The following is a 24013-nucleotide window of genomic DNA, read 5'->3' as shown; positions in this document are numbered from 1 at the left end:
ACCTGGTGGGGGCCGGTTCGGCCGACGGGTGCTCGGAGTCGTACGCGCACCCAGAACTGTCCCTCGGGGGGAAGTGCGTGCGCGTGAAGAACTGGCAGAAAGACGCCCAACCGCAGTGGCCCGGCGCCACGTCCGGTGCTCGTGATGTCGCGGGGCCGGACCCGCAGCAGGACGCCACCCAGGTGCTTCCCGCGGCCGGCGCCTTCCCGGGCGCCGGCACCGCGGCGGCCCCGGCGCCCGGCGCGGTGCCCGGTGGACCCGGCGCGCCCGCGGGACCCGGATGGTTCGGAGGAGCCCGCGAGTTTCCCGGCGGCGCGGGCACGGACGTCCCGCGCCCCGACACCGGTGCCGCCGAGACCGAGGTCCTCCGCCCCCGGACGGGCGCCGACCTCTTCGGCGGCACGACGCGCCAGGACCGAATAGGCCAGGGCCGAGCGCCCCGGCACGGCGGGCACCGGCTCGAGGACGCACCGCGCCGGGACACCGACCGGACGGACATCCTCCCGTCGGCGGCCCAGGCGGCCCCGACCCGCGCCTTCCCCGCGCCCGGCCCCGCCACCGCGGCCCTCCGCGACCCCTGGCAGGAGACGCCGGGCGCCCTGGACGCGGACACACCCGACGCCACCGACCCGCGTCCGGCCGCCGGTGCCGACCACACCCACGACCCGCACGAGGTGACGGTCCAGCTCGACGCCGTCCAGCTCGGCGACGGCATGATCCGCCGGGCGGCCGCGCACGGCACCGGCAAGCACGCCGCCTCCGATGCCTCCGACGGACCGGTGTTCGTCGACGAGTCGGGCCGCCGCAGCCGCCGCTTCCGCCGTATCGGCATCGCCCTCGGCGGCGCCTGCGCGATCTACGCCGTCGTCATCGTCTCCACGCTCCTGTCGGGCAACTCCAACGCGCCCTGGCTGCCCGTACCCGGCCAGGAACAGGGCAAGCCGGCCGGACAGGTCGACACCACCCCGCTGCCCTCGCAGTCCGCGCAGCCCTCCGCGAGCGGCAGCGCCGCCCCGCAGACCAGCCCCACGGCCGGCACCGGCGCGGCGACGACCCCCGGTGCCGACGCCCCCGCGCCCGGCACCTCGGGCACCGCGCGGCAGCCGGGCACCAGCACCGATCCCCAGCCCTCCACGTCCGCGACCGCCCCGAAGCCGGGTGGCGGCGGCGCGGCCGAGCCGGACCCGACCGTGTCGACGCAGCAGCCGCCCCCCGCCACCACGGACCCGTCGACCCCGGCGGGCGGCGGCGAGACCACGGTCGACCCGACCACGCCCACGGACGGTGGCACCGCCACGACCGACCCCGGCGGCGGCACCACCGTGAACGGCGCGAGCGACACCTCCCCGGTGGCCGCCGGAACCGCGGCCGCGCCCGTCGTCGACACCGCACCGGCCGACACCTCCACGTCCCCTTCCCTGTCCCCGGAGTACACCCTCTGATGGCCTCCCGCACCCGCCGTCACGGCGCCGCCCGCGGCGCCCGTGACGGCGCCCGGCGCCGCCGCCTGCCCTTGCGCCTGCTGCTGCCGCTGCTCGTCCTCGTCGCCCTGGTGGCGATGCTCATGCTGCGCGGCTACGTGCACAGCGAGATCCTCGCCGACCACCGCGTCCAGCCGCCCGCCGCCACCGACCACGTCCCCGAGAAGATCCTCGAGGGCGGCCCGGTCATCGACACCCGCGGCGGTCAGGCCAACAGCCTGCGGGTGCCCGACCACCGCCTGGTCCTCACCTTCGACGACGGCCCCGACCCGGTCTGGACGCCGAGGGTGCTGGACGTGCTGAAGGAGCACGACGCCCACGCGGTCTTCTTCGTCACCGGCACCATGGCCTCCCGCTACCCGGACCTCGTCAAGCGCATGGTCGACGAGGGCCACGAGGTCGGCCTGCACACCTTCAACCACCCCGACCTCTCCTTCCAGTCCAAGAAGCGCATCGACTGGGAGCTGTCGCAGAACCAGCTGGCGATCACCGGCGCGGCCGGCGTCCGCACCTCGCTCTTCCGCCCGCCGTACTCCTCCTTCGCCGACGCCATGGACGACAAGTCCTGGCCGGTCACCGAGTACATCGGCTCCCGCGGTTACATCACCGTCGTCAACAACACCGACAGCGAGGACTGGCAGAAGCCGGGCGTCCACGAGATCATCCGCCGCGCCACGCCGCACGGCGGCAAGGGCGCCATCGTCCTGATGCACGACTCCGGCGGCGACCGCCACCAGACCGTGCAGGCCCTGGACCAGTTCCTGCCCGGCCTGAAGAAGCAGGGCTACGAGTTCGACAACCTCACCGAGGCCCTGGACGCGCCCAGCGCCATGACCCCGGTGACCGGCGTCGACCTGTGGAAGGGCAAGGCGTGGGTCTGGCTGGTCCAGGCCTCGGAGAAGCTCACCGACGGCCTGGTGGCGGGCCTGGCGGTCATCGGCACGCTGGTCATCGGCCGCTTCGTGCTGATGCTGCTGCTGTCCGGCGTCCACGCCCGCCGGGTGCGCCGCAGGAACTTCCGCTGGGGCCCGCCCGTCACCGAGCCGGTGACGGTGCTGGTGCCGGCGTACAACGAGGCCAAGTGCATCGAGAACACCGTCCGTTCGCTGATGGACAGCGACCACCCGGTCGAGGTCATCGTCATCGACGACGGCTCCAGTGACGGCACGGCCCGGATCGTGGAGGCGATGGGCCTGCCCAACGTCCGGGTGATCCGCCAGCTCAACGCCGGCAAGCCCGCCGCGCTCAACCGCGGCCTGGCGAACGCCAGTCACGACATCGTCGTCATGATGGACGGCGACACGGTCTTCGAGCCGTCCACCGTCCGCGAACTCGTCCAGCCCTTCGGCGACCCGAAGGTCGGCGCCGTCGCGGGCAACGCGAAGGTCGGCAACAAGGACAGCCTCATCGGCGCCTGGCAGCACATCGAGTACGTGATGGGCTTCAACCTGGACCGCCGCATGTACGACGTCCTGGGCTGCATGCCGACCATCCCGGGTGCCGTCGGCGCCTTCCGGCGCTCGGCGCTGGAGCCGTTCGGCGGCATGAGCGACGACACCCTCGCCGAGGACACCGACGTCACCATGGCGCTGCACCGCGCCGGCTGGCGCGTCGTCTACGCCGAGAACGCCCGCGCCTGGACCGAGGCCCCCGAGTCCGTCCAGCAGCTGTGGTCCCAGCGCTACCGCTGGTCCTACGGCACCATGCAGGCCATCTGGAAGCACCGCCGCGCCGTGATCGAACGGGGCCCCTCGGGCCGCTTCGGCCGCGTCGGCCTGCCCTTCGTCTCCCTGTTCATGGTCGTGGCCCCGCTCCTGGCGCCGCTGATCGACATCTTCCTGCTCTACGGCATCGTGTTCGGCCCGACCCAGAAGACGATCGTGGCCTGGCTGGGCGTCCTGCTCCTCCAGGCGGTCTGCGCGGCGTACGCCTTCCGCCTCGACCGCGAACGCATGACCCATCTGATCTCGCTGCCCCTGCAGCAGGTCCTCTACCGCCAGCTCATGTACGTCGTGCTGCTCCAGTCCTGGATCACCGCGCTCACCGGTGGCCGTCTGCGCTGGCAGAAGCTGCGCCGCACCGGTGTCGTCGAGGCCCCGGGCGGCGGGGTCCCGAGCCAGCGATCGCGCAGCGGCAATGATCGGAGGCCTGTGGCATGACCCACGGATACACGACCGGTACGGGCAGGAGCCCGGACCCGGCCGGCCCCTACGGAACGCCGTACGGAACCCCGTACGCGGGGGGCCCGGGCGGTGCCCCGGGGACGCCGTACGCCGTCCCGCAGCAGCGCACGACGGAGCCCGCGCCCGAGGCCGCCGCGCCGCCGGCCGCCCCGGCGCCCAAGAAGCCGGGCCGCGACCGGTACCTCGACCTGCTGCGTTCCATCGCGCTGGTCCGCGTCGTGGTGTACCACCTCTTCGGCTGGGCCTGGCTGTCGGTGCTGTTCCCGTCGATGGGCGTGATGTTCGCGCTGGCCGGTTCGCTGATGGCGCGTTCGCTGAAGCGCCCGGCGCTGAGTGTGATCCGCAGCCGTGTCCGCCGTCTCCTGCCGCCCATGTGGGCGTTCGGCGCGGTCGCGCTGGCGCTGATGTTCGCGAGCGGCTGGAACCCGGCCAAGGACCCGGACCACGGTGACACCTGGGGCCTGCTCTCGCTGCTCAACTACATCGTCCCGATCGGCGCGCCGCCCTACCCCTGGCACAGCGGCTCCGCCTCGGGGCTGCTGGACGACACCTGGGCCGTGCAGGCCGCGGGACCGCTGTGGTACCTGCGCGCCTACCTGTGGTTCGTCATCGCGTCCCCGCTGCTGCTGTGGGCGTTCCGCCGCGCCCCCTGGCCGACGCTGCTCGCTCCGCTGGGGCTGACGGCGATCGTCGGCACGGGCCTGGTGACGATCCCCGGCGAGACGGGCAACGCGGTCACCGACTTCGCGGTGTACGGCAGTTGCTGGGTGCTGGGCTTCGCCCACAACGAGGGCCTGCTGAAGCAGATCCCGCGCTACGTCGCCGTCTCCGGGGCCTCGCTGGTGATGGCCTTCGGCCTGTGGTGGGCCTCGGGCCACCTGGGCCCCGACGGCTGGGACCTGAACGACATCCCGCTGGCGCAGGCCGCCTGGTCGTTCGGCTTCGTCGTGATCCTGCTCCAGTACTCCCCCTCCTGGCAGGAACTCCCGGGCCGGCTGGCCAAGTGGGACAAGCTGGTGACCCTCTCCAACAACCGGGCGGTCACCATCTACCTGTGGCACAACCTGCTGATCATGCTGACGGTGCCGATCATCGACCTGCTGTACCGGCTCCCGTTCATGCAGAGCGAGCGGGCGGCGGACGCCCTCTCGGACGCGTACTCGCTCTGGATGTTCGCGCTCGTCTGGCCCCTGATCGGCCTGATGGTCCTCGCCGTGGGCTGGATCGAGGACCTCGCGGCCAAGCGCAGGCCGCGGTTGTGGCCGAACGGCACCAAGCGCTCCGCCGGGAAGCGGGCGACGGCCGGCGCGGCCCATCGGGGCTGACGTGCTCCGCTCCCCCGTGCGAGACTGCCCCGGTTGCGGACGTGAACAGGGTGGCGTGAGCCGGCCCGGGGGAGCGGTGGGATGAGCAAGCGCCAGATACAGAAGATGCTGCGGCTGATGGCGAGCGGGGAGCCGGTCGAGCTCACCAGTGCGATGGCATCTGTGAAGAAGCTGGCCCGACTCGCCTTCATCGCCCAGCAGTTCGGTTACGAGTACGCCGACGTGCGGCAGGGCGGCGGGAACAACAGCCGGCTCACCATGCTGATCGTGCCCGACCCCAGCCCGCAGGCACGGGCGCGGGCCGCGCAGAACTGGGCGCAGTACCCGCAGGCCGGCGACGGGGTGTCGGTGCCGCCGCTGGTGCCGGACGCCTTCGAACTGCTCAAGGCGCGCATCAACTTCGACCTCACCGGCAAGAGCGCCGAGAAGCGGATGGGGTACGGCGCCCTCGGTGTCACCATCGGCTGCGCCGTCCTCGCCTTCCGGGCCGGCGGGCATTCCGAGGACTTCGTGATGGCCGCGATCGTCTGGCTGTTCGTCCTGGCGATCCTGGGCGTCGGTCTGCTCGTCACCCGCAAGCGCAACGCCAAGTTCGCGGCCCGTCTCCAGGCCGCCGGGTTCCTGCCGGTGGCGGACGAGACCGGGCGGGTGCGGTACCTGCCGCCGGGGGCGCAACTGCCCGGGCACGGCAACCCCTTCGGCGGCGGCGCCCCCGTGGCCGGAGCGCCGTACGGCTACCCGGCGCCCGGCGGCCCCGCCGCGCCCGGTGGCTACGGTCAGCCCGCCCCGGGCGGGTACGGCCACCCGGCTCCCGGCCCGTACGCCCCGCAACAGCCGTACCCGGCCCCGGGCGCCTACGGCCGGCCGGGGCCCCAGGCGCCGTACGCACCGCCCCGGCAGCAGCCCTACCCGCAGCAGCAGCCGTACCCCCAGCAGAACCCGCACTGGCAGCCCCAGCCCCCGCAGGGCTGACCGACCCGACCTCTCACCCCGCCCTCGCGCCGGGTGAGAGCAACGTTCCCTGCCGGTCACCCGCAGCCTCACCGGCTCGAAACCCGCTCTTCCTATCGTCGGTGCAACCGAGCCCCGGAGCGCGTGGAGGCGTCATGACAGTCCCTGGCGGCCGCTGGATCCAGCACTGGGATCCCGAGGACGAGACCTTCTGGAAGGAGACGGGAGAGCCGATCGCCCGGCGCAACCTGTTCTTCTCCGTCCTCTCCGAGCACATCGGGTTCTCGGTGTGGACGCTGTGGTCCGTGCTGGTGCTCTTCATGGGCCCCGAGTACGGGCTGACGCCGGCCGACAAGTTCCTGCTGACGTCCGTGGTGACGCTGGTCGGGGCCGTCGTGCGGGTGCCGTACACCTTCGCCGTGGCGGTCTTCGGCGGACGGAACTGGACGATCGTCTCCGCCGGGCTGCTGCTCGTACCGACCGTCGCCGCCTTCACGGTCATGGAGCCGGGGACGTCCTTCTCGACCTTCCTCCTGGTGGGCCTGCTGGCCGGCATCGGCGGCGGCAACTTCGCGTCCTCCATGACCAACATCAACGCCTTCTTCCCGCTCCGGAAGAAGGGCTGGGCGCTCGGCCTCAACGCCGGGGGCGGCAACATCGGCGTGCCGGTCATCCAGCTCGTCGCGCTGGCGATCATCGGGGCGAGCGGCGGGCCCCGGGTGCTGCTCGGCATCTACATCCCGCTGATCCTGGTGGCCGCCGTCCTCGCGGCCCGTTTCATGGACAACCTCGCGTCCGTCAAGAACGACACCGGGGCCGCCAAGGACGCGGCCCGGGACGCGCACACCTGGATCATGTCCGTGCTGTACATCGGCACGTTCGGCTCGTTCATCGGCTACAGCTTCGCCTTCGGGCAGGTGCTGCAGACCCAGTTCGGGCGCACCCCGCTCCAGGCCGCGTACCTCACCTTCATCGGCCCGCTGCTCGGCTCCCTGATCCGGCCGCTCGGCGGCAGGCTCGCCGACCGGTACGGCGGCGCGCGGATCACGCTCGGGAACTTCGTCGCCATGGCCGCCGCCACCGCCCTACTCGTCGCGGCCAGCATGGCGAAGTCGCTCGCGCTGTTCGTGGCCGTGTTCGTGGTGCTGTTCGTGCTCAGCGGGCTCGGCAACGGGTCGACGTTCAAGATGATCCCCGGGATCTTCCAGAACAAGGCGCTCGCCCAGGGGCTGACGGGCGAGGAGGCCGTGGCGTACGGGCGGCGGCTCTCCGGTGCCTCCATGGGGCTGATCGGCGCCGTGGGCGCGCTCGGCGGCGTCGCCATCAACCTCGCCTTCCGGCAGTCCTTCCTCTCCCTCGGCTCCGGCACCGGCGCCTTCGTCGCGTTCCTCGCCTACTACGCCGTCTGCTTCGCCGTCACCTGGGCGGTATACCTTCGCCGCCCCGCGGTACGGGTGCCGGACGGACCGGCGGACCCGGCGGAGGCGAAGGACCGGCTCGGCTACGCCCGGGTATGACGTAACACTGGTGACATGCGGTGGAACCGAGCCCGTCACGCGCTGTTGACAGGCTCGGTCGCCGTGCAGGCAGGTACGACGACCGGGACGAGAGCGATGGACGACGAACAGCAGCAGCCGGACCACGGTCCCCTCGCCGGATTCACCGTGGGCGTGACCGCCGCGCGCCGTGCCGACGAGCTGGGAGCGCTGCTCCAGCGGCGCGGCGCCGTCGTCCTGCACGCCCCGGCGCTGCGGATCGTGCCGCTCGCCGACGACAGCGAGCTGCTGGCCGCGACCAAGCAGCTGATCGACCAGGCGCCGGACGTCGTCGTGGCCACCACCGCCATCGGCTTCAGGGGCTGGGTGGAGGCCGCGGACGGCTGGGGCCTCGGCGACGCCCTGCTGGAGCGGCTGCGTGCGGTGGAGCTGCTGGCGCGCGGCCCCAAGGTCAAGGGCGCGGTGCGCGCCGCGGGGCTGACGGAGCGGTGGTCGCCGTCCTCCGAGTCCATGGCCGAGGTGCTGGACCGGCTCCTGGCGGAGGGTGTCGACGGCCGCCGGGTCGCCGTACAGCTGCACGGCGAGCCGCTGCCGGGGTTCGTGGAGGCGCTGCGGGCGGCCGGCGCCGAGGTCGTCGGGGTGCCGGTCTACCGGTGGCTGCCGCCGGAGGACCTCGGGCCCGTGGACCGGCTGCTGGACGCCGCCGTCTCGCGTGGCGTGGACGCGGTGACGTTCACCAGCGCGCCCGCCGCCGTCTCCTTCCTGGGCCGCGCCGAGGAGCGCGGCCTGCTGCCCGAGCTGCGCGCCGCCCTCGGCCACGACGTGCTGCCCGCCTGCGTCGGCCCGGTCACCGCGGTACCGCTCCAGGCGCAGGGCGTCGACACGGTCCAGCCCGAACGCTTCCGGCTCGGCCCCCTCGTGCAGTTGCTGTGCCAGGAGCTGCCGGCCCGGGCCCGCTCGCTGCCCGTCGCCGGGCACCGGGTGGAGATCCGCGGCCACGCCGTACTGGTCGACGGGGACCTCAAGGCGGTTCCGCCCGCCGGGATGTCCCTGCTGCGGGCGCTGTCCCGGCGGCCGGGCTGGGTCGTGCCCCGCGCCGAACTGCTGCGGGCGCTGCCGGGGGCGGGGCGCGACGAGCACGCCGTGGAGACGGCGATGGCCCGCCTGCGCACCTCCCTCGGAACGCCGAAGCTGATCCAGACGGTCGTCAAGCGCGGCTACCGCCTGGCCCTGGACCCGGCCACGGACGCGAAGTACGCCGACGACTGACCCCGTGCCGCGCCCGGCTTCCGGCGCCGGCCCCCGCGTCTCCCCGTCGCGACCCGTACCCCCGCGGTGGACCGCGCGGCCGTCCGCCGTCGTGTTCCGCCCCTCCCTCGCGCGCGCACCCTGAGCCGTGGCGTCCGTCGACGGGCGCCCGGACGCGCCGGCGCATGCGTGAGCGTCCAGGCAGGGGCGGTACGAGGGGTTCCGGGCGCGGGAGCGGGCAGGCACTGTAGAGGGAGCGGTCCACCTGCTCCCCTCCCCAGCCCGCTCCACCGCGGGCAACCCCTAGGCGGTGACAGGAACATGGCACTGGGTACGGCGACAGACCCGTACGAGCTGCGGTTCGACACCGGGCGGATCTGTCTGGACCTCCTCGCCACCACTCACCCCGTCGAACGGCTCGACTCCGTCGCGGTGCTGCGCGCCTGGATCACCGGCTCCGGGATCGTCCCGCCGGGCACGCCCCTGGCCCACGCCGACGGCTCCTGGCTGGCCGGTTTCCGCGAACTGCGCTGCCAGACCGCCCGCCTGGTGCGCGCCCGCGCCCCGCGCGTCCCCGGCCCGGCTCCCGGCGGGCCCTACGACCTCGCGCTCGCCCGCGTCAACGACCTCGCCCACGCCGCGCCCCCGGCGCCCCGCGCGGTGCGCGGCGACGACGGCGTGCTGGTACGGGAGCTGACGGCGCCTCCGGAGTGCGCCGCGCTGCTCGGCGCGCTCGCCCGGGACGCCGTGGAACTGCTCACCGACCCCGTCGCGCGGGCGAGCCTGCGCCAGTGCGCGGGCGACAACTGCCCGATCGTGTACGTGGACACCTCCCGGGGCCGCCGCAGACGCTGGTGCTCCAGCGAGATCTGCGGCAACCGCGAACGCGTCGCCCGGCACCGCCGCCGCGCGGCCCTCGCCCGCTGAGGCGTGCGGGATGTGCCCCCATGTCCGCCCCTGCCCCCTTCGTCGCCCCGCCCCGGAGAAAACTGTCACCTCACGTTGAACACCCCGCACCCCGCGTCCGTACCGGATGGACGAGCGACCGACTGGGGGAACCCCCGGACATCGGAGGTGGGCGTGCGCAAGGATTCCGTCGTGGCCGGTGAACGTGGTGCGAGGGCCCGACATCGCATGTCCCAGACCTCCTCGGAGCCCGACGAGGAGCTGATGCGCGCCCTGTACCGGGAGCACGCCGGCCCCTTGCTGGCGTACGTGCTGCGGCTGGTCGCGGGGGACCGGCAGCGCGCCGAGGACGTCGTCCAGGAGACGCTCATCCGTGCCTGGAAGAACGCCGGTCAGCTCAACCGGGCGACCGGATCGGTACGCCCCTGGCTGGTGACGGTCGCCCGGCGCATCGTCATCGACGGCCACCGCAGCCGGCAGGCCCGGCCGCAGGAGGTCGATCCGTCGCCGCTGGAGGTCATCCCCGCGGAGGACGAGATCGACAAGGCGCTGTGGCTGATGACGCTGTCTGACGCGCTCGACGACCTGACCCCGGCCCACCGGGAGGTTCTCGTCGAGACGTACTTCAAAGGGCGTACCGTCAATGAGGCGGCGCAGACACTGGGCATTCCCAGCGGCACCGTTCGCTCCCGGGTGTTCTACGCCCTGCGTTCGATGAAGCTGGCACTGGAGGAGCGGGGGGTGACGGCGTGATGAGCGGGTACGGGGGATCCCAGGGATTCGGCGCGGGTGATTCGGGTAGCTCTGCCCCCATGCAGGGATCATCGGTGCCGAACGAACACGAGACCGTCGGCGCCTACGCCCTCGGGATTCTCGACGACGCCGAAGCAACCGCTTTCGAGGCGCACCTCGCCGGCTGCGAGTGGTGCGCCCAGCAGCTCGACGAGCTGGCCGGCATGGAGCCCATGATGGCCGCCCTCGCGGACCTGCCGGGCGCGGGCACCCCCGCGATCGCCGAGTCGCTGACCGTCAGGCCGAGCCCGCGGCTGGCGGAGAAGCTCGTCGACGAGGTCGCCGAGCGTCGCGCGAGCAAGCGCCGCCGCAACTTCTACCTGGTGGGCACCGCGGCCGCGCTGATCATCGGCGGCCCGTTCGCCGCGGTGGCGACGACCAGCGGCGGTGACGACGGCGGCCACCGGACCGAGGCCCAGCAGACCAGCAGCCCCGCCGCGTCCGCCTTCGCCGCCATGCCCGACCGGGTCACCGCGACCGACCCGGCCACCAAGGTCAGCGCCACCGTGGCCCTGGAGAAGAAGGCCTGGGGCACCGACGCCGTCCTGGAGCTCAAGAACGTCAAGGGGCCCGAGAAGTGCTCCCTGATCGCGGTCGGCAAGAACGGCGAGCGCGAGACGCTCAGCTCCTGGTCCGTCCCGAACTGGGGCTACGGCATCCCGGGCGCCGCCACCGACAAGGCGAAGGAGCCGCTCTACGTGCACGGCGGCGCCGCCCTGGAGCCCAACCAGATCGACCACTTCGAGGTCATGACCTTCGACGGCGACCGCCTGGTGGAGGTGGACGTGTAGGGCCCCTCCGGCGGATCACGCCGCGGACGCGGGGTCCGGCACGCCCGTCTGCGGCGTTGTCGCCGGCTGTCGGTCCCCTCGCTCGGCTGCGCTCGCGCGGGGGGACCTCATCGTGTTGCCGCCCTCCTCCGCCGTGCATCCGCAGGCCCCCGAGCACCGGCGCTGACCGAGGGCCGCGGCCGTGCCGCGACCCGATCCGCCGGACAGGCTCCGGCCCCGCCGGACCGCCCCGTGGCCTCCCGGCCCCCCTTGGCGTACGGTTGACGGCTGCCCAGCACGTCAGAAGGGGGCCCGGTGGCCGCACAGGCACAACAGGATTCGGCGGTCGACTCGGTGCACGATTCCGTACGCGACCGAGAGATCAGCGTGGAACAGGCACACCTGGACCGGGTGTACCGCCGACTCGAGGAGAAGATCCACGAGGCCGAGTTCCTCATGCAGGACGCGGCCCGGCGCGGCCACGTCGGCACCCCCGGCGCGCTCGCCGAGCGCGACGCACAGGTCTTCCGGGCGGGTATCCACCTGAACCGCCTCAACAACGAGTTCGAGGACTTCCTCTTCGGCCGTATCGACCTGCTCCTCGGCAAGGACGGCAAGAAGGGCGCCGACGGCGCGTACACGGCCGTCGAGCCCGCCGAGGGCACCGTGCGGCCCGACGACACCGCCGACATCGCCGAGACCCTGCACATCGGCCGCATCGGCGTCCTGGACGAGGACTACGCGCCGCTGGTCATCGACTGGCGGGCGCCCGCCGCCGCGCCGTTCTACCGCTCCACGCCGGTCGACCCGGGCCGGGTCGTGCGGCGTCGGGTCATCCGGTCCAAGGGGCGGCGCGTCCTCGGCGTCGAGGACGACCTGATGCGGCCCGAGATCACGGCGTACCTGGACGGCGAGGCGCTGCCCGTCGTCGGCGACGGCGCCCTGATGGCCGCCCTCGGCCAGGCCCGCACCCACAGCATGCGGGACATCGTCGCCTCCATCCAGGCCGAGCAGGACCTGGTCATCCGCGCCCCCGCCGCCTCCGTGACGTACGTCGAGGGCGGCCCCGGCACCGGCAAGACCGCCGTCGCCCTGCACCGGGCGGCGTACCTGCTCTACCAGGACCGGCGCCGCTACGCGGGCGGCATCCTGATCGTCTCGCCGACACCGCTGCTCGTGGCGTACACCGAGGGCGTGCTGCCCTCCCTCGGCGAGGAGGGGCAGGTCGCCATCCGCGCCATCGGCTCCCTCGTCGACGGCGCCGAGGCCACGCTGTACGACTCCCCGGCCATCGCCCGCGCCAAGGGCTCCTCACGGATGCTCAAGGTGCTGCGCAGGGCCGCGCGCGGGGCGCTGGAGCCGGAAGGTTCCCCGACCCTGCTGCGGGTCGTCGCCTTCGGCCGGCGGCTGGAACTGGAGGCGGAGGAGCTGGCCGCCGTCCGCCGCACCGTGCTCGGCGGCACCGCGCCCGTCAACCTGCTGCGTCCGCGCGCCCGCCGGCTGCTTCTGGACGCCCTGTGGGCCAAGTCCGGCGCCGCCGGCCGCCACAGCGACCCGGAGCTGGCCGCCGAGCTGCGGTCCTCCTTCGACGAGGACGTGAGCTCGGAGGACTCCTTCATCGCCTTCATGGACGCCTGGTGGCCGGAGCTGACGCCCGGTGCCGTGCTGGCGGCCATGGCGGACGAGAAGCGGCTGGGCCGCTGGGGGCGGCGGGTCCTCAACCCCGGCGAGGTCCGCAAGGTGGCCCGGTCGCTGCGCCGCGACGGCCACTCCGTGCACGACATCGCCCTGCTCGACGAGCTCCAGGCCGTCCTCGGCACCCCGGCCCGCCCCCGCAAGCGGCGCGAGCTGGACCCGCTGGACCAGCTCACCGGCCTCGAGGAGCTGATGCCGCAGCGCGAGGAGACGCAGTGGGAGCGCGCCGAGCGGCTGGCGCAGGAGCGCACCGAGTACGCGCACGTCATCGTCGACGAGGCGCAGGACCTCACGCCCATGCAGTGGCGGATGGTCGGCCGCCGCGGCCGGCACGCCACGTGGACCGTCGTCGGTGACCCGGCCCAGTCCTCCTGGTCGGACCCGGACGAGGCGGCGGCGGCCCGTGACGAGGCCCTGGGGACCCGTCCCCGGCGGCGCTTCGAGCTCACCGTGAACTACCGCAACCCGGCCGAGATCGCCGAGCTGGCGGCCAAGGTGCTCGCCCTCGCCATGCCGGGCTCCGAGGCGCCGACGGCGGTCCGCTCGACCGGCGTGGAGCCGCGCTTCGCCGTCGTCGGGGACGCCCTGGCCTCGACCGTGCGGGCGGAGGCGGCCCGGCTGCTGGACCTCGTCGACGGCACCGTCGGCGTCGTCGTGGCCATGAACCGCCGCGAGGAGGCCCGCCGCTGGCTCGCAGGGCTCGGCGACCGGGTGGTGGCGCTGGGCAGCCTGGAGGCCAAGGGCCTGGAGTACGACGCGACCGTCGTCGTCTCGCCGGCCGAGATCGCGGACGAGTCGCCCGCCGGGCTGCGTGTGCTCTACGTCGCCCTGACCCGGGCCACCCAGCAGCTGACGATCGTCTCGGCCGACCGGGACGAGCCGGACGCGGCCGGGGTGCCGGACCTGCTGCGCGACTGAGCGCACCGGGATGTGCGTAAGGCCCGCGCCGTCGTCCGGCGCGGGCCTTACGCGATGTTCAAGTGGCACCGACCCGCCATGCTCGCCTCGCGGCAAGTGGTCGCTCGTAGCGACGAAGGTTGGGCCCGGGGGCTTGGATCGAGCCGGTGCCACATCCAAGGTAACAAACGATCCCCGCAAGACAATTCCCGTCCCGCAAGTTCTTGCCCGGGGCCGGACCGTCGCTCCTGGCAACCTCTTCCGTCGACGCCCAACTTCTCGTATGGTGGAAGTCGTTTTCCGAAAGCAGCTCTCCTTCGGTCGGCCGGCGCGCGAACAAAAAGTTCGCAATCCGGGGCGGCTACCACGTACCCGGTGGTAGGTGCGACGATCGGACGGCACAACACGCGACACGGTGAAAGCAGAGGAAGTCGGCCATGGCAACGGCGCCCAGCGTCTCCTACTCGATGACCATCAGGTTGGAGGTGCCCGCGAGCGGAACGGCCGTCTCGCAGCTCACCACCGCCGTGGAGTCCTCCGGCGGCTCGGTGACCGGCCTCGACGTCACCGCGTCCGGCCACGACAAGCTTCGTATCGACGTCACCATCGCGGCCGGCTCGACCTCCCACGCCGACGAGATCGTGGAGCAGCTGCGCGGCATCGAGGGCGTCATCCTCGGCAAGGTCTCCGACCGTACGTTCCTGATGCACCTCGGCGGCAAGATCGAGATGGCGTCGAAGCACCCCATCCGCAACCGTGACGACCTGTCCATGGTCTACACGCCCGGCGTGGCCCGCGTCTGCATGGCGATCGCCGAGAACCCCGAGGACGCCCGCCGCCTGACCATCAAGCGCAACTCCGTTGCGGTCGTGACGGACGGCTCCGCGGTGCTGGGCCTCGGCAACATCGGCCCGAAGGCCGCGCTGCCCGTCATGGAGGGCAAGGCGGCCCTGTTCAAGCGCTTCGCCGGCATCGACGCCTGGCCGATCTGCCTCGACACCCAGGACACCGACGCGATCGTCGAGATCGTCAAGGCCATCGCCCCGGGCTTCGCCGGCATCAACCTCGAGGACATCTCCGCGCCGCGCTGCTTCGAGATCGAGGCCCGGCTGCGCGAGGCCCTCGACATCCCCGTCTTCCACGACGACCAGCACGGCACCGCGATCGTCGTCCTCGCCGCCCTGACCAACGCGCTGCGCGTCGTGGACAAGCCCATCGAGAACGTGCGCGTCGTCATGTCCGGCGCCGGGGCCGCCGGCACGGCCATCCTCAAGCTGCTGATCGCCGCGGGCGTCAAGAACGCCGTGGTCGCCGACATCCACGGCGTCGTCCACTCCGGCCGCGCCGACCTGGTCGACGCCGCGCCCGAGTCGGCGCTGCGCTGGATCGCCGACAACACCAACCCGGAGGGCCTGACCGGCACCCTGAAGGAGGCGGTGCACGGCGCCGACGTCTTCATCGGCGTCTCCGCCCCCAACGTCCTGGACGGCGACGACGTGGCCGCCATGGCCGACGGCGCGATCGTGTTCGCGCTCGCGAACCCCGACCCCGAGGTGGACCCGGCAATCGCCCGCCAGACGGCGGCGGTTGTGGCCACCGGCCGCTCCGACTTCCCGAACCAGATCAACAACGTGCTGGTCTTCCCGGGTGTCTTCCGCGGTCTGCTGGACGCCCAGTCCCGCACCGTCAACACCGAGATGATGCTGGCCGCCGCGCAGGCCCTCGCGGACGTGGTGACCGAGGACGAGCTGAACCCGAACTACATCGTCCCGAGCGTCTTCAACGACAAGGTCGCCGGTGCCGTCGCGGGTGCCGTGCGCGAGGCGGCGAAGGCCGCCGGCGTGGCGTCGTAGGGCCCCCGCAGAGGGACACGGTGGCCCGTGCGACGGCTGTGAGGATCGCCACGACGGGCCGCCGTACCGGCGCGTCGTGGAACGGAGCGCCTCGGACCGCCCTCTAGGGTGGCGCCAGACCAGGGCCCCGGCCCTCTCCGTTGACTCCCAAGGGTGTTCTCACGACTCCTGGGGGTGCCGGATTGGCATTACCGCCGCAGGTGCAGGCAGGATGCCTGTCTGGGCGCGAGGGCCCGACGACGGACCCGGGTGAGGGAACTGTCCGAGGTCCCTGGCAGCATCGGCTTTCGCTGTGCCTGCATGCGGCTCCGCCGCGTGGCACGCCTCAACGGCAAGAAGAACACGGGAGTAACAACATGAACCGCAGTGAGCTGGTGGCCGCGCTGGCCGACCGCGCCGAGGTGACCCGCAAGGACGCCGACGCCGTTCTGGCCGCGTTCGCCGACGTCGTCGGCGACATCGTCTCCAAGGGCGACGAGAAGGTCACCATCCCCGGCTTCCTGACCTTCGAGCGCACGCACCGTGCCGCTCGCACCGCCCGCAACCCGCAGACCGGCGAGCCGATCCAGATCCCGGCCGGCTACAGCGTGAAGGTCTCCGCGGGCTCCAAGCTCAAGGAAGCCGCCAAGGGTAAGTAAGCGCTCCGCTTGAGCGCCGGGTGACTGCGGGCCGCCGTGCGGCCTGCGGGTCGCTTGTGGCTGGTTGCGCCCGCGCGGCGGAGCCGCAAGTCGATACAGCCCCGCGCCCCTGACGGGGCGCTCAAGTCAACGCCGATGGGGCGGTCACCCGAGTCCGGGTGACCGCCCCATCGGCGTGTTCGGTACCGGCTAGCCGAGCGCCTTGCCCGGGAGTTCGACCTTCGCGCCCAGTTCCATGAGCTTCTCCATGAAGTTCTCGTAGCCCCGGTTGATCAGGTCGATGCCGTGGACCCGGGACGTGCCCTGGGCCGCGAGGGCGGCGATGAGGTAGGAGAAGCCGCCGCGCAGGTCGGGGATGACCAGGTCGGCGCCCTCCAGCTTGGTCGGTCCGGAGACGACGGCCGAGTGGAGGAAGTTGCGCTGGCCGAAGCGGCAGTCGGAGCCGCCGAGGCACTCGCGGTAGAGCTGGATGTGGGCGCCCATCTGGTTGAGCGCGGAGGTGAAGCCGAGCCGGGACTCGTAGACCGTCTCGTGGACGATGGACAGGCCCGTGGCCTGCGTCAGGGCGACCACCAGGGGCTGCTGCCAGTCGGTCTGGAAACCGGGGTGCACGTCCGTCTCCAGGGCGATGGACTTCAGCTGGCCGCCCGGGTGCCAGAAGCGGATGCCCTCGTCGTCGATCTCGAAGGCGCCGCCCACCTTCCGGAAGGTGTTCAGGAACGTCATCATCGAGCGCTGCTGGGCGCCGCGGACGTAGATGTTCCCCTCGGTCGCCAGCGCCGCCGACGCCCAGGAGGCGGCCTCCAGGCGGTCGGAGAGGGCGCGGTGGGTGTAGCCGCCGAGCTGGTCCACACCAGTGATGCGGATCGTGCGGTCGGTGTCCATCGCGATGATCGCGCCCATTTTCTGCAGGACGCAGATCAGGTCCTCGATCTCCGGCTCCACGGCCGCGTTGGACAGCTCCGTGACGCCCTCGGCGAGCACTGCCGTCAGCAGCACCTGCTCGGTCGCTCCGACGGACGGGTACGGCAGGTTGATCTTCGTGCCGCGCAGCCGCTGCGGAGCCTCCAGGTACTGGCCGTCCGCCCGCTTCTCGATCTTCGCGCCGAACTGCCGCAGCACGTCGAAGTGGAAGTCGATGGGCCGGCCGCCGATGTCGCAGCCGCCGAGGCCGGGGATGAACGCGTGCCCGAGGCGGTGCAGCAGCGGGCCGCAGAAGAGGATCGGGATGCGCGACGAGCCCGCGTGGGCATCGATGTCGGCGACGTTCGCGCTCTCCACGTGGGTCGGGTCGAGCACCAGCTCGCCGGGCTCCTCGCCCGGACGGACCGTGACCCCGTGCAGCTGCAGCAGTCCGCGTACGACCCGCACGTCGCGGATGTCCGGCACGTTGCGCAGTCGGCTCGGCGCACTGCCCAGCAGGGCGGCGACCATGGCCTTCGGCACGAGGTTCTTCGCACCGCGGACCCGGATCTCGCCCTCCAGCGGGGTTCCGCCGTGGACAAGCAGTACGTCATCAGCGCCGTTGACGGTCATGAATCTCGCGTTCCGTGGGGTGGGGCAGGGGCCAGAAGGGAAAGGGTAGTCGCCCCGCACCCCCCTTCTGTAAGCCCGAGGAGGGTCCAGCAACGTCATAGGTGTGTCACAACACGAAGGGTCCCGCGGCGGGCACGTGCGGTCACCGCGCCGGGGCGTGCGGGGGCGCCCGTTCACCCTCGTGCCCCCGATTGCCTCCCCACGGGAGGGGAACATGCGGGATCATGTCTGGCATGACCGAGGTGTCCTCGCTCACAGGGCGGCTGCTCGTGGCAACGCCCGCCCTGGCGGACCCGAACTTCGAGCGTGCGGTGGTGCTCCTTCTCGACCACGACGAGGAGGGCTCCCTCGGTGTCGTCCTCAACCGCCCCACGCCGGTCGACGTGGGCGACATCCTGGAGGGCTGGGCGGACCTCGCCGGTGACCCCGGGGTGGTCTTCCAGGGCGGCCCGGTGTCGCTGGACTCGGCCCTCGGTGTCGCCGTCGTCCCCGGCGGCGCGTCCGGGGAGGCGGCCCCGCTGGGGTGGCGCAGGGTGCACGGCGCGATCGGTCTGGTCGACCTGGAGGCGCCGCCGGAGCTGCTGGCCCCCGCCCTGGGCGCCCTGCGCATCTTCGCCGGATACGCCGGCTGGGGCCCCGGTCAGCTGGAGGACGAGCTGACGGAGGGCGCCTGGTACGTGGTGGAGTCCGAGCCGGGCGACGTCTCCTTCCCGTTCCCGGAGAGACTCTGGCGCGAGGTCCTGCGCCGCCAGCGCAGCGAGCTGGCGATGGTGGCGACGTACCCGGACGACCCTTCGCTCAACTGAAGCGTGTGAGCTTCAGTACCCTTGGCCTTTATGAGCACTCTCGAGCCCGAGCGCGGGACTGGTACGGGGACCCTCGTAGAGCCGACGCCACAGGTGTCCCACGGTGACGGCGACCACGAGCGCTTCGCCCATTACGTCCAGAAGGACAAGATCATGGCGAGCGCCCTCGACGGCACCCCCGTCGTGGCGCTGTGCGGCAAGGTCTGGGTGCCGGGCCGCGACCCGAAGAAGTACCCCGTGTGTCCCATGTGCAAGGAGATCTACGAGTCCATGAGCGCCGGCGGCGACCAGGGCAAGGGCGGCGACAAGAAGTAGCAGCCCCGCCTGTCCGGTCTTCCCGAGGCCCCCGGAGCGTGCCCGCGCGCGCTCCGGGGGCTTTCGTGTGTCCGGGGTCCGTCGCGCGCCTTCGCGTGTCACGAAGTGGTTGAGACCTCTTGTGGACATGTTCATGTAGTCCATAACCTCCAGGGTGTTGTGCAGAGCGAAACCACCATTGCGTATGTTGCAACGCACGTCCGGAGGATCACTCCATGAAGCTCTCCCCCCGGCTGGCCGTACTGCTGGCCTCCACCGCAGTCGTCACGGCGGCCTGCGCGCCCCAGACGTCCGACAACTCCTCCTCCGGCAAGGACGAGAAGAGCGGCACCCTGCGGGTCTGGCTCTTCCAGGAGGTCAACAACAAGCCCAAGGAACAGGTCGTCGACCAGGTCCTCGCCGGCTTCGAGAAGGCCCACGAGGGCACCGAGGTCTCCGTCGAGTACATCCCCGTCGAGACCCGCGCCCAGCGCATCAAGGCCGCCTTCAACGACCCGAAGAGCGCCCCCGACGTCATCGAGTACGGCAACACCGACACCGCCGGCTATGTGAAGGACGGCGGACTCGCCGACGTCACCGAGGAGTTCGGGGCCTGGGACGAGGCCAAGGACACCGACCCGACCGCCCGGCAGTCGGTCACCGTGGACGGCAAGGTCTACGGCGCCCCGTACTTCGTGGGCGTACGGGCCCTGTACTACCGCACCGACGTCTTCGAGGAGCTGAACCTCGAACCCCCCACGTCGCTGGACGAACTGACGTCCACCGCGAAGACGATCCGCGCCGCGAAGCCCGGCCTGTACGGCATCGCGGTCGGCGGCGCCTACACCTACGGCGCCATGCCCTTCATCTGGGCCAACGGCGGCGAACTCGCCACCGGAAAGGGCGGCTCGTACGCCTCGGCGATCGACAGTGCTGCCGCGCAGAAGGGGATCAAGGCGTACACCTCCCTCTTCGGCGACGACAACTGCCCGGCCGCCAAGTGCGCCGGCATGGGCGGCAACGACACCGTCACCGCGTTCGCCTCCGGCAAGGCGGCCATGGCGATCGGCGGCGACTTCAGCCACCAGGCCGTGGAGGCCGGCACGGTCAAGGGCAAGTACGCGGTCGTGCCGCTGCCCGGCGTGAAGCCCGGCTCCATCGCCCCGGCCTTCGCCGGCGGCAACAACATCGGCGTCCTCAAGAGCACCTCGCACCGCACCCTCGCCGTCGACCTGATGAAGCGGCTGGCGTCGAAGGAGGCGCAGGGCGAGCTGTTCGACGCGATGGGCTTCCTGCCGACCTTCGCGGACGTGCGGCAGGGGGTCGCGGCGAAGGAGCCGTACGTGAAGCCGTTCGTCGACACGCTCGCCGCGGGCGCGAAGTTCGTCCCGGCGTCGGCCGCGTGGGCGACGATCGACTCGTCGCTGGTGCTGCCGACGATGTTCCAGGAGGTGGTCAGCGGCAAGAAGGACGTGGGCGCTGCCGCTGGGGACGCGGCGCGGAAGATGAACGAGGCGTTTGGCTCCGCCGGATGAGTGTGACGCCTACCGGCTCGGGCGGTGCCGTGAGCGGGCGGGTGCGGGCGCGTCCTGGTACGTCGCGCTCACGCGGCGGTAGCCGCAAATCCGACACAGCCCCGCGCCCCTTGCGAGGCGCCTCCGGTACCCCCTGGATCTATCTCGCGCCCGCTCTTGTCGTTCTCGGTGGGCTGCTCGTCTACCCCGTTTACCAGCTCGGGCTGATCTCCTTTCTGGAGTACACGCAGGCCCAGGTGTCCGGTGGGGAGCCGACCAGTTTTCAGGGGTTCGGGAACTACGCCGAGTTGTTCGGGGACGGTGAGTTCTGGCGGGTGCTGTCCGCCACCGTCGTGTTCGCGGCGGCCTGTGTCGTCTCCACGCTGGCCGTCGGGTGTGCGCTTGCCGTGCTGCTCACCCGGGTGCGGGCGCTGCCCCGGCTCGCGCTCATGCTGGCCGGGCTCGGTGCCTGGGCGACTCCGGCGGTCACCGGGTCGACGGTCTGGCTGCTGCTGTTCGACCCGGACTTCGGGCCGGTCAACCGGATGCTGGGCCTCGGCGACCACTCCTGGACGTACGGGCGCTACAGCGCCTTTCTGCTCGTCCTGCTCGAAGTGGTCTGGTGCTCCTTCCCGTTCGTCATGGTCACCGTCTACGCCGGGATCCGTGCCGTCCCCGCCGAGGTGCTGGAGGCCGCCGCCCTCGACGGTGCCTCGCAGTGGCGGATCTGGCGTTCGGTGCTGGCGCCGATGCTCCGGCCGATCCTCGTGGTCGTGACCATCCAGTCGGTCATCTGGGACTTCAAGGTCTTCACCCAGATCTACGTCATGACGAACGGCGGCGGCATCGCCGGCCAGAACCTCGTCCTCAACGTCTACGCCTACCAGAAGGCGTTCGCGTCGTCGCAGTACAGCCTCGGCTCCGCGATCGGCGTCGTGATGCTGCTGATCCTGCTCGGCGTGACGCTGGTCTACCTGCGGCTGCTGCGTCGCCAGGGGGAGGAGCTGTGAATCTTCCGCGCGCGCGGGTGCGCCGTCCGTGGCGGCTGGCGGCCGAGGCGTCGGCGCTGCTGATCGCGGTCGTGGTGGCCTTCCCGCTGTACTGGATGGTGCTGAGCGCGTTCAAGCCGGCCGGGGAGATCGAGTCGAGCGAGCCGCGGCCGTGGACGCTGACGCCCACGCTGGATTCCTTCCGGCGGGTCTTCGGGCAGCAGGAATTCGGCCGTTACTTTCTCAACAGTCTGCTCGTGGCGGTCACCGTCGTGGTCGCCTCGGCACTCATCGCGTTTCTCGCCGCGACCGCCGTGACACGTTTCCGGTTCCGTTTCCGGACCACCCTGTTGATCATGTTCCTGGTGGCCCAGATGGTGCCCGTGGAAGCGCTCACGATCCCGCTGTTCTTCCTCATGCGGGACCTCGGGCAGTTGAACACCCTGGGGTCGCTGATCCTGCCCCACATCGCCTTCTCGCTGCCCTTCGCGATCTGGATGCTGCGGGGCTTCGTGAAAGCGGTGCCGGAAGCCCTGGAGGAGGCCGCCTGCATCGACGGCGCGAGCCGGTCGCGCTTTCTGTGGCAGATCCTTTTCCCGCTGGTCTTCCCGGGACTGGTGGCGACCAGTGTCTTCTCCTTCATCTCGACCTGGAACGATTTCCTGTTCGCCAAGTCGTTCATCATCAGTGACACCTCCCAGTCGACGCTGCCGATGGCGCTGCTGGTCTTCTACAAGCCGGACGACCCCGACTGGGGCGGGGTCATGGCGGCCTCCACCGTGATGACGATCCCGGTGCTGGTCTTCTTCGTACTCGTGCAACGACGACTCGTCTCCGGCCTCGGCGGAGCGGTGAAGGACTGACGTGACCGAACTGATTCCGGCGCCGCGCGCCGTCGAAGGCCCCATGCGCGGCGGCGTCCTGCTCGACGGGGACACCACCCTGTGGGCCGCTCCCGGTACGGAGACCGCGGAACGCCGGCTGCGTGCCACGCTCGGCGCCGCCTTCGCGCTGCCTCTGCGGCCAGGCGCGCAGGACAGCGCCGGCGTACGGCTGCTGCTGGACGACGCGCTGGAGCCGGAGGCGTACCGGCTCAGCGTGATCCCCGACCGCTGCGTCGAGATCCGCGGCGGTGGCCCCGCGGGCGTCTTCTGGGGCGCCCAGACCCTGCGGCAGCTGCTCGGGCCGGAGGCGTTCCGCCGGGCGCCCGTGCGGCCGGGCCTCACCCTCGGCGTCCCGCACCAGGTCATCGAGGACGCGCCCCGTTTCCGCTGGCGCGGCCTGATGCTGGACGTCGCCCGGCACTTCATGCCCAAGGAAGGCGTCCTGCGCTACCTGGACCTGATGGCCGCCCACAAACTCAACGTCCTGCACTTCCACCTGACGGACGATCAGGGCTGGCGCGTCGAGATCAAGCGGTATCCGGAACTCACCGGGACCGGCTCCTGGCGGGCGCGCACCAAATACGGGCACCGGGCATCGCCGCTGTGGGAGGACAAGCCGCACGGCGGCTTCTACACCCAGGACGACATCCGGGAGATCGTCGCCTACGCCGCCGAACGGCACATCACCGTCGTCCCCGAAATCGACGTACCCGGGCACTCGCAGGCCGCCATCGCCGCGTATCCGGAACTCGGCAACACCGACGTCGTCGACACCGCCTCCCTCACCGTCTGGGACACCTGGGGCGTCTGCGAGAACGTCCTCGCGCCCACGGACGGGACCCTGCGCTTCTACGAGGGCGTGTTCGAGGAACTCCTCGAACTCTTCCCCTCGGAGTTCGTTCACGTCGGCGGTGACGAATGCCCCAAGGGGCAGTGGCAGCGGTCACCCGCCGCACAGGCCCGCATCAAGGAACTCGGGCTCGCCGGCGAGGACGAACTGCAGGCGTGGTTCATCAAGCACTTCGACCGGTGGCTGACCGCGCGCGGGCGCAGGCTCATCGGCTGGGACGAGATCCTGGAGGGCGGACTGGCCGAGGGTGCGGCCGTGTCGTCCTGGCGCGGGTACGCCGGCGGGGTCGCCGCCGCGCGCGCGGGCCACGACGTGGTCATGTGCCCCGAGCAGCAGGTGTACTTGGACCACCGGCAGGACGCGGGCGAGGACGAGCCCGTACCGATCGGTTTCGTGCGCACCCTGGAGGACGTCTACCGGTTCGAGCCGGTTCCGCCGGAGCTGACGCCCGAGGAGGCCGCGCACGTGCTCGGCACCCAGGCGAACGTGTGGACCGAGGTGATGGAGACCCAGGCACGCGTGGACTACCAGGTCTTTCCGCGGCTCGCCGCCTTCGCGGAGGTCGCCTGGAGCACACTGCCCGCCCCGGGTGAACGGGACTTCGCCGACTTCGAGCGGCGGATGGCCGCCCACTACCGGCGGCTGGACGCCCTGGGTGTCGCCTACCGGCCGCCCGCCGGCCCCCTGCCCTGGCAGCGGCGGCCCGGTGTGCTCGGCCGGCCGATCGACGGACCACCGCCGAACAAGTAAGGAGAACGCCCCGAAACGCCACTGAAGAGTGGCAACGCGTGCGCATCGTCGACCAACGGGAATCCCGTACGAAACCGGATCATCTCGCCGACGAGGTGGGCGAATGCCTCCTAGCGGACCCCCGCGTTCGGGCCCTGCGAAGATGTGCCAGAGTT

The 24013-nt window shown here is 71.9% G+C and carries 19 protein-coding genes; 18 read left to right on the top strand and 1 reads right to left on the bottom strand.

Annotated elements, in window-relative coordinates:
* The first annotated feature begins 83 nt into the window (after positions 1–83).
* The 12 genes from ACIRG6_RS04820 to ACIRG6_RS04765 all read left to right on the top strand — a co-directional run bounded on the left by ACIRG6_RS04820 (position 84) and on the right by ACIRG6_RS04765 (position 16235).
* Entirely contained in the window at positions 84–1442 is a 1359-nt protein-coding gene (locus ACIRG6_RS04820; protein ID WP_403320708.1) for a hypothetical protein, read from the top strand.
* Entirely contained in the window at positions 1442–3640 is a 2199-nt protein-coding gene (locus ACIRG6_RS04815; protein WP_365021196.1) for a glycosyltransferase, read from the top strand. The genes ACIRG6_RS04820 and ACIRG6_RS04815 overlap by 1 nt, the downstream gene beginning before the upstream one ends.
* Positions 3637–4989: an acyltransferase family protein gene (locus tag ACIRG6_RS04810; RefSeq protein ID WP_364674962.1), complete on the top strand. Its 1353-nt coding sequence runs from the start codon at positions 3637–3639 to the stop codon at positions 4987–4989. The genes ACIRG6_RS04815 and ACIRG6_RS04810 overlap by 4 nt, the downstream gene beginning before the upstream one ends.
* A gap of 81 nt (positions 4990–5070) precedes the next feature.
* The gene (locus tag ACIRG6_RS04805; RefSeq protein WP_403320705.1) at positions 5071–5961 is read left to right on the top strand and encodes a hypothetical protein; all 891 of its coding nucleotides are present in this window, start codon (positions 5071–5073) and stop codon (positions 5959–5961) included.
* A 134-nt stretch (positions 5962–6095) separates the two neighbouring features.
* Entirely contained in the window at positions 6096–7457 is a 1362-nt protein-coding gene (locus tag ACIRG6_RS04800) for a nitrate/nitrite transporter (protein ID WP_403320703.1), read from the top strand.
* Between the two features lie 96 nt (positions 7458–7553).
* Positions 7554–8705 carry a uroporphyrinogen-III synthase gene (locus ACIRG6_RS04795; RefSeq protein WP_350722616.1) on the top strand — a complete coding sequence of 384 codons (1152 nt, stop codon included), beginning with the start codon at positions 7554–7556 and terminating at the stop codon, positions 8703–8705.
* A 300-nt stretch (positions 8706–9005) separates the two neighbouring features.
* On the top strand, positions 9006–9611 hold the full coding sequence (locus ACIRG6_RS04790; protein ID WP_403320701.1) for a CGNR zinc finger domain-containing protein: 606 nt from the start codon (positions 9006–9008) through the stop codon (positions 9609–9611).
* A 207-nt stretch (positions 9612–9818) separates the two neighbouring features.
* Positions 9819–10343 carry a sigma-70 family RNA polymerase sigma factor gene (locus tag ACIRG6_RS04785; protein WP_166661591.1) on the top strand — a complete coding sequence of 175 codons (525 nt, stop codon included), beginning with the start codon at positions 9819–9821 and terminating at the stop codon, positions 10341–10343.
* A 59-nt stretch (positions 10344–10402) separates the two neighbouring features.
* A complete protein-coding gene (locus ACIRG6_RS04780) occupies positions 10403–11173 on the top strand; it encodes an anti-sigma factor family protein (RefSeq protein WP_239766291.1) in 771 nt (256 codons plus the stop codon).
* Between the two features lie 294 nt (positions 11174–11467).
* The gene (locus ACIRG6_RS04775) at positions 11468–13765 is read left to right on the top strand and encodes a HelD family protein (RefSeq protein ID WP_364674954.1); all 2298 of its coding nucleotides are present in this window, start codon (positions 11468–11470) and stop codon (positions 13763–13765) included.
* Between the two features lie 416 nt (positions 13766–14181).
* Positions 14182–15597: an NAD-dependent malic enzyme gene (locus ACIRG6_RS04770; RefSeq protein ID WP_239766298.1), complete on the top strand. Its 1416-nt coding sequence runs from the start codon at positions 14182–14184 to the stop codon at positions 15595–15597.
* Between the two features lie 356 nt (positions 15598–15953).
* On the top strand, positions 15954–16235 hold the full coding sequence (locus ACIRG6_RS04765) for an HU family DNA-binding protein (protein ID WP_003990598.1): 282 nt from the start codon (positions 15954–15956) through the stop codon (positions 16233–16235).
* 189 nt (positions 16236–16424) lie between these two features.
* On the opposite strand, the gene murA is transcribed toward ACIRG6_RS04765, so the two are convergent.
* A complete protein-coding gene (gene murA, locus ACIRG6_RS04760; RefSeq protein ID WP_318213057.1) occupies positions 16425–17771 on the bottom strand; it encodes a UDP-N-acetylglucosamine 1-carboxyvinyltransferase in 1347 nt (448 codons plus the stop codon).
* A 233-nt stretch (positions 17772–18004) separates the two neighbouring features.
* Between murA and ACIRG6_RS04755 the strand changes: the two genes are divergently transcribed.
* The 6 genes from ACIRG6_RS04755 to ACIRG6_RS04730 all read left to right on the top strand — a co-directional run bounded on the left by ACIRG6_RS04755 (position 18005) and on the right by ACIRG6_RS04730 (position 23858).
* Positions 18005–18577, top strand: coding sequence for a YqgE/AlgH family protein (locus ACIRG6_RS04755; protein ID WP_350722605.1), 573 nt, complete (start codon positions 18005–18007; stop codon positions 18575–18577).
* Between the two features lie 30 nt (positions 18578–18607).
* The gene (locus tag ACIRG6_RS04750; protein ID WP_171991040.1) at positions 18608–18892 is read left to right on the top strand and encodes a DUF3039 domain-containing protein; all 285 of its coding nucleotides are present in this window, start codon (positions 18608–18610) and stop codon (positions 18890–18892) included.
* A gap of 215 nt (positions 18893–19107) precedes the next feature.
* Positions 19108–20406 carry an extracellular solute-binding protein gene (locus ACIRG6_RS04745; protein WP_403320696.1) on the top strand — a complete coding sequence of 433 codons (1299 nt, stop codon included), beginning with the start codon at positions 19108–19110 and terminating at the stop codon, positions 20404–20406.
* Complete coding sequence (locus ACIRG6_RS04740; RefSeq protein WP_403320693.1) at positions 20403–21395, top strand: carbohydrate ABC transporter permease; 993 nt, start codon at positions 20403–20405, stop codon at positions 21393–21395. Before ACIRG6_RS04745 ends, ACIRG6_RS04740 begins: the two co-directional genes overlap by 4 nt.
* A complete protein-coding gene (locus tag ACIRG6_RS04735) occupies positions 21392–22237 on the top strand; it encodes a carbohydrate ABC transporter permease (RefSeq protein ID WP_318213054.1) in 846 nt (281 codons plus the stop codon). Before ACIRG6_RS04740 ends, ACIRG6_RS04735 begins: the two co-directional genes overlap by 4 nt.
* 1 nt (position 22238) lies before the next feature.
* Positions 22239–23858 (top strand): beta-N-acetylhexosaminidase, encoded by a 1620-nt coding sequence (locus ACIRG6_RS04730; RefSeq protein ID WP_364674941.1) that lies wholly within the window; start codon positions 22239–22241, stop codon positions 23856–23858.
* Positions 23859–24013: the final 155 nt, after the last annotated feature.

Source organism: Streptomyces flaveolus, assembly GCF_044765825.1.
In the GTDB taxonomy this organism is placed as follows: domain Bacteria; phylum Actinomycetota; class Actinomycetes; order Streptomycetales; family Streptomycetaceae; genus Streptomyces; species Streptomyces flaveolus.
Note: the sequence above shows the minus strand (reverse complement) of the source record. Positions and strands in the feature narration are given on the sequence as shown.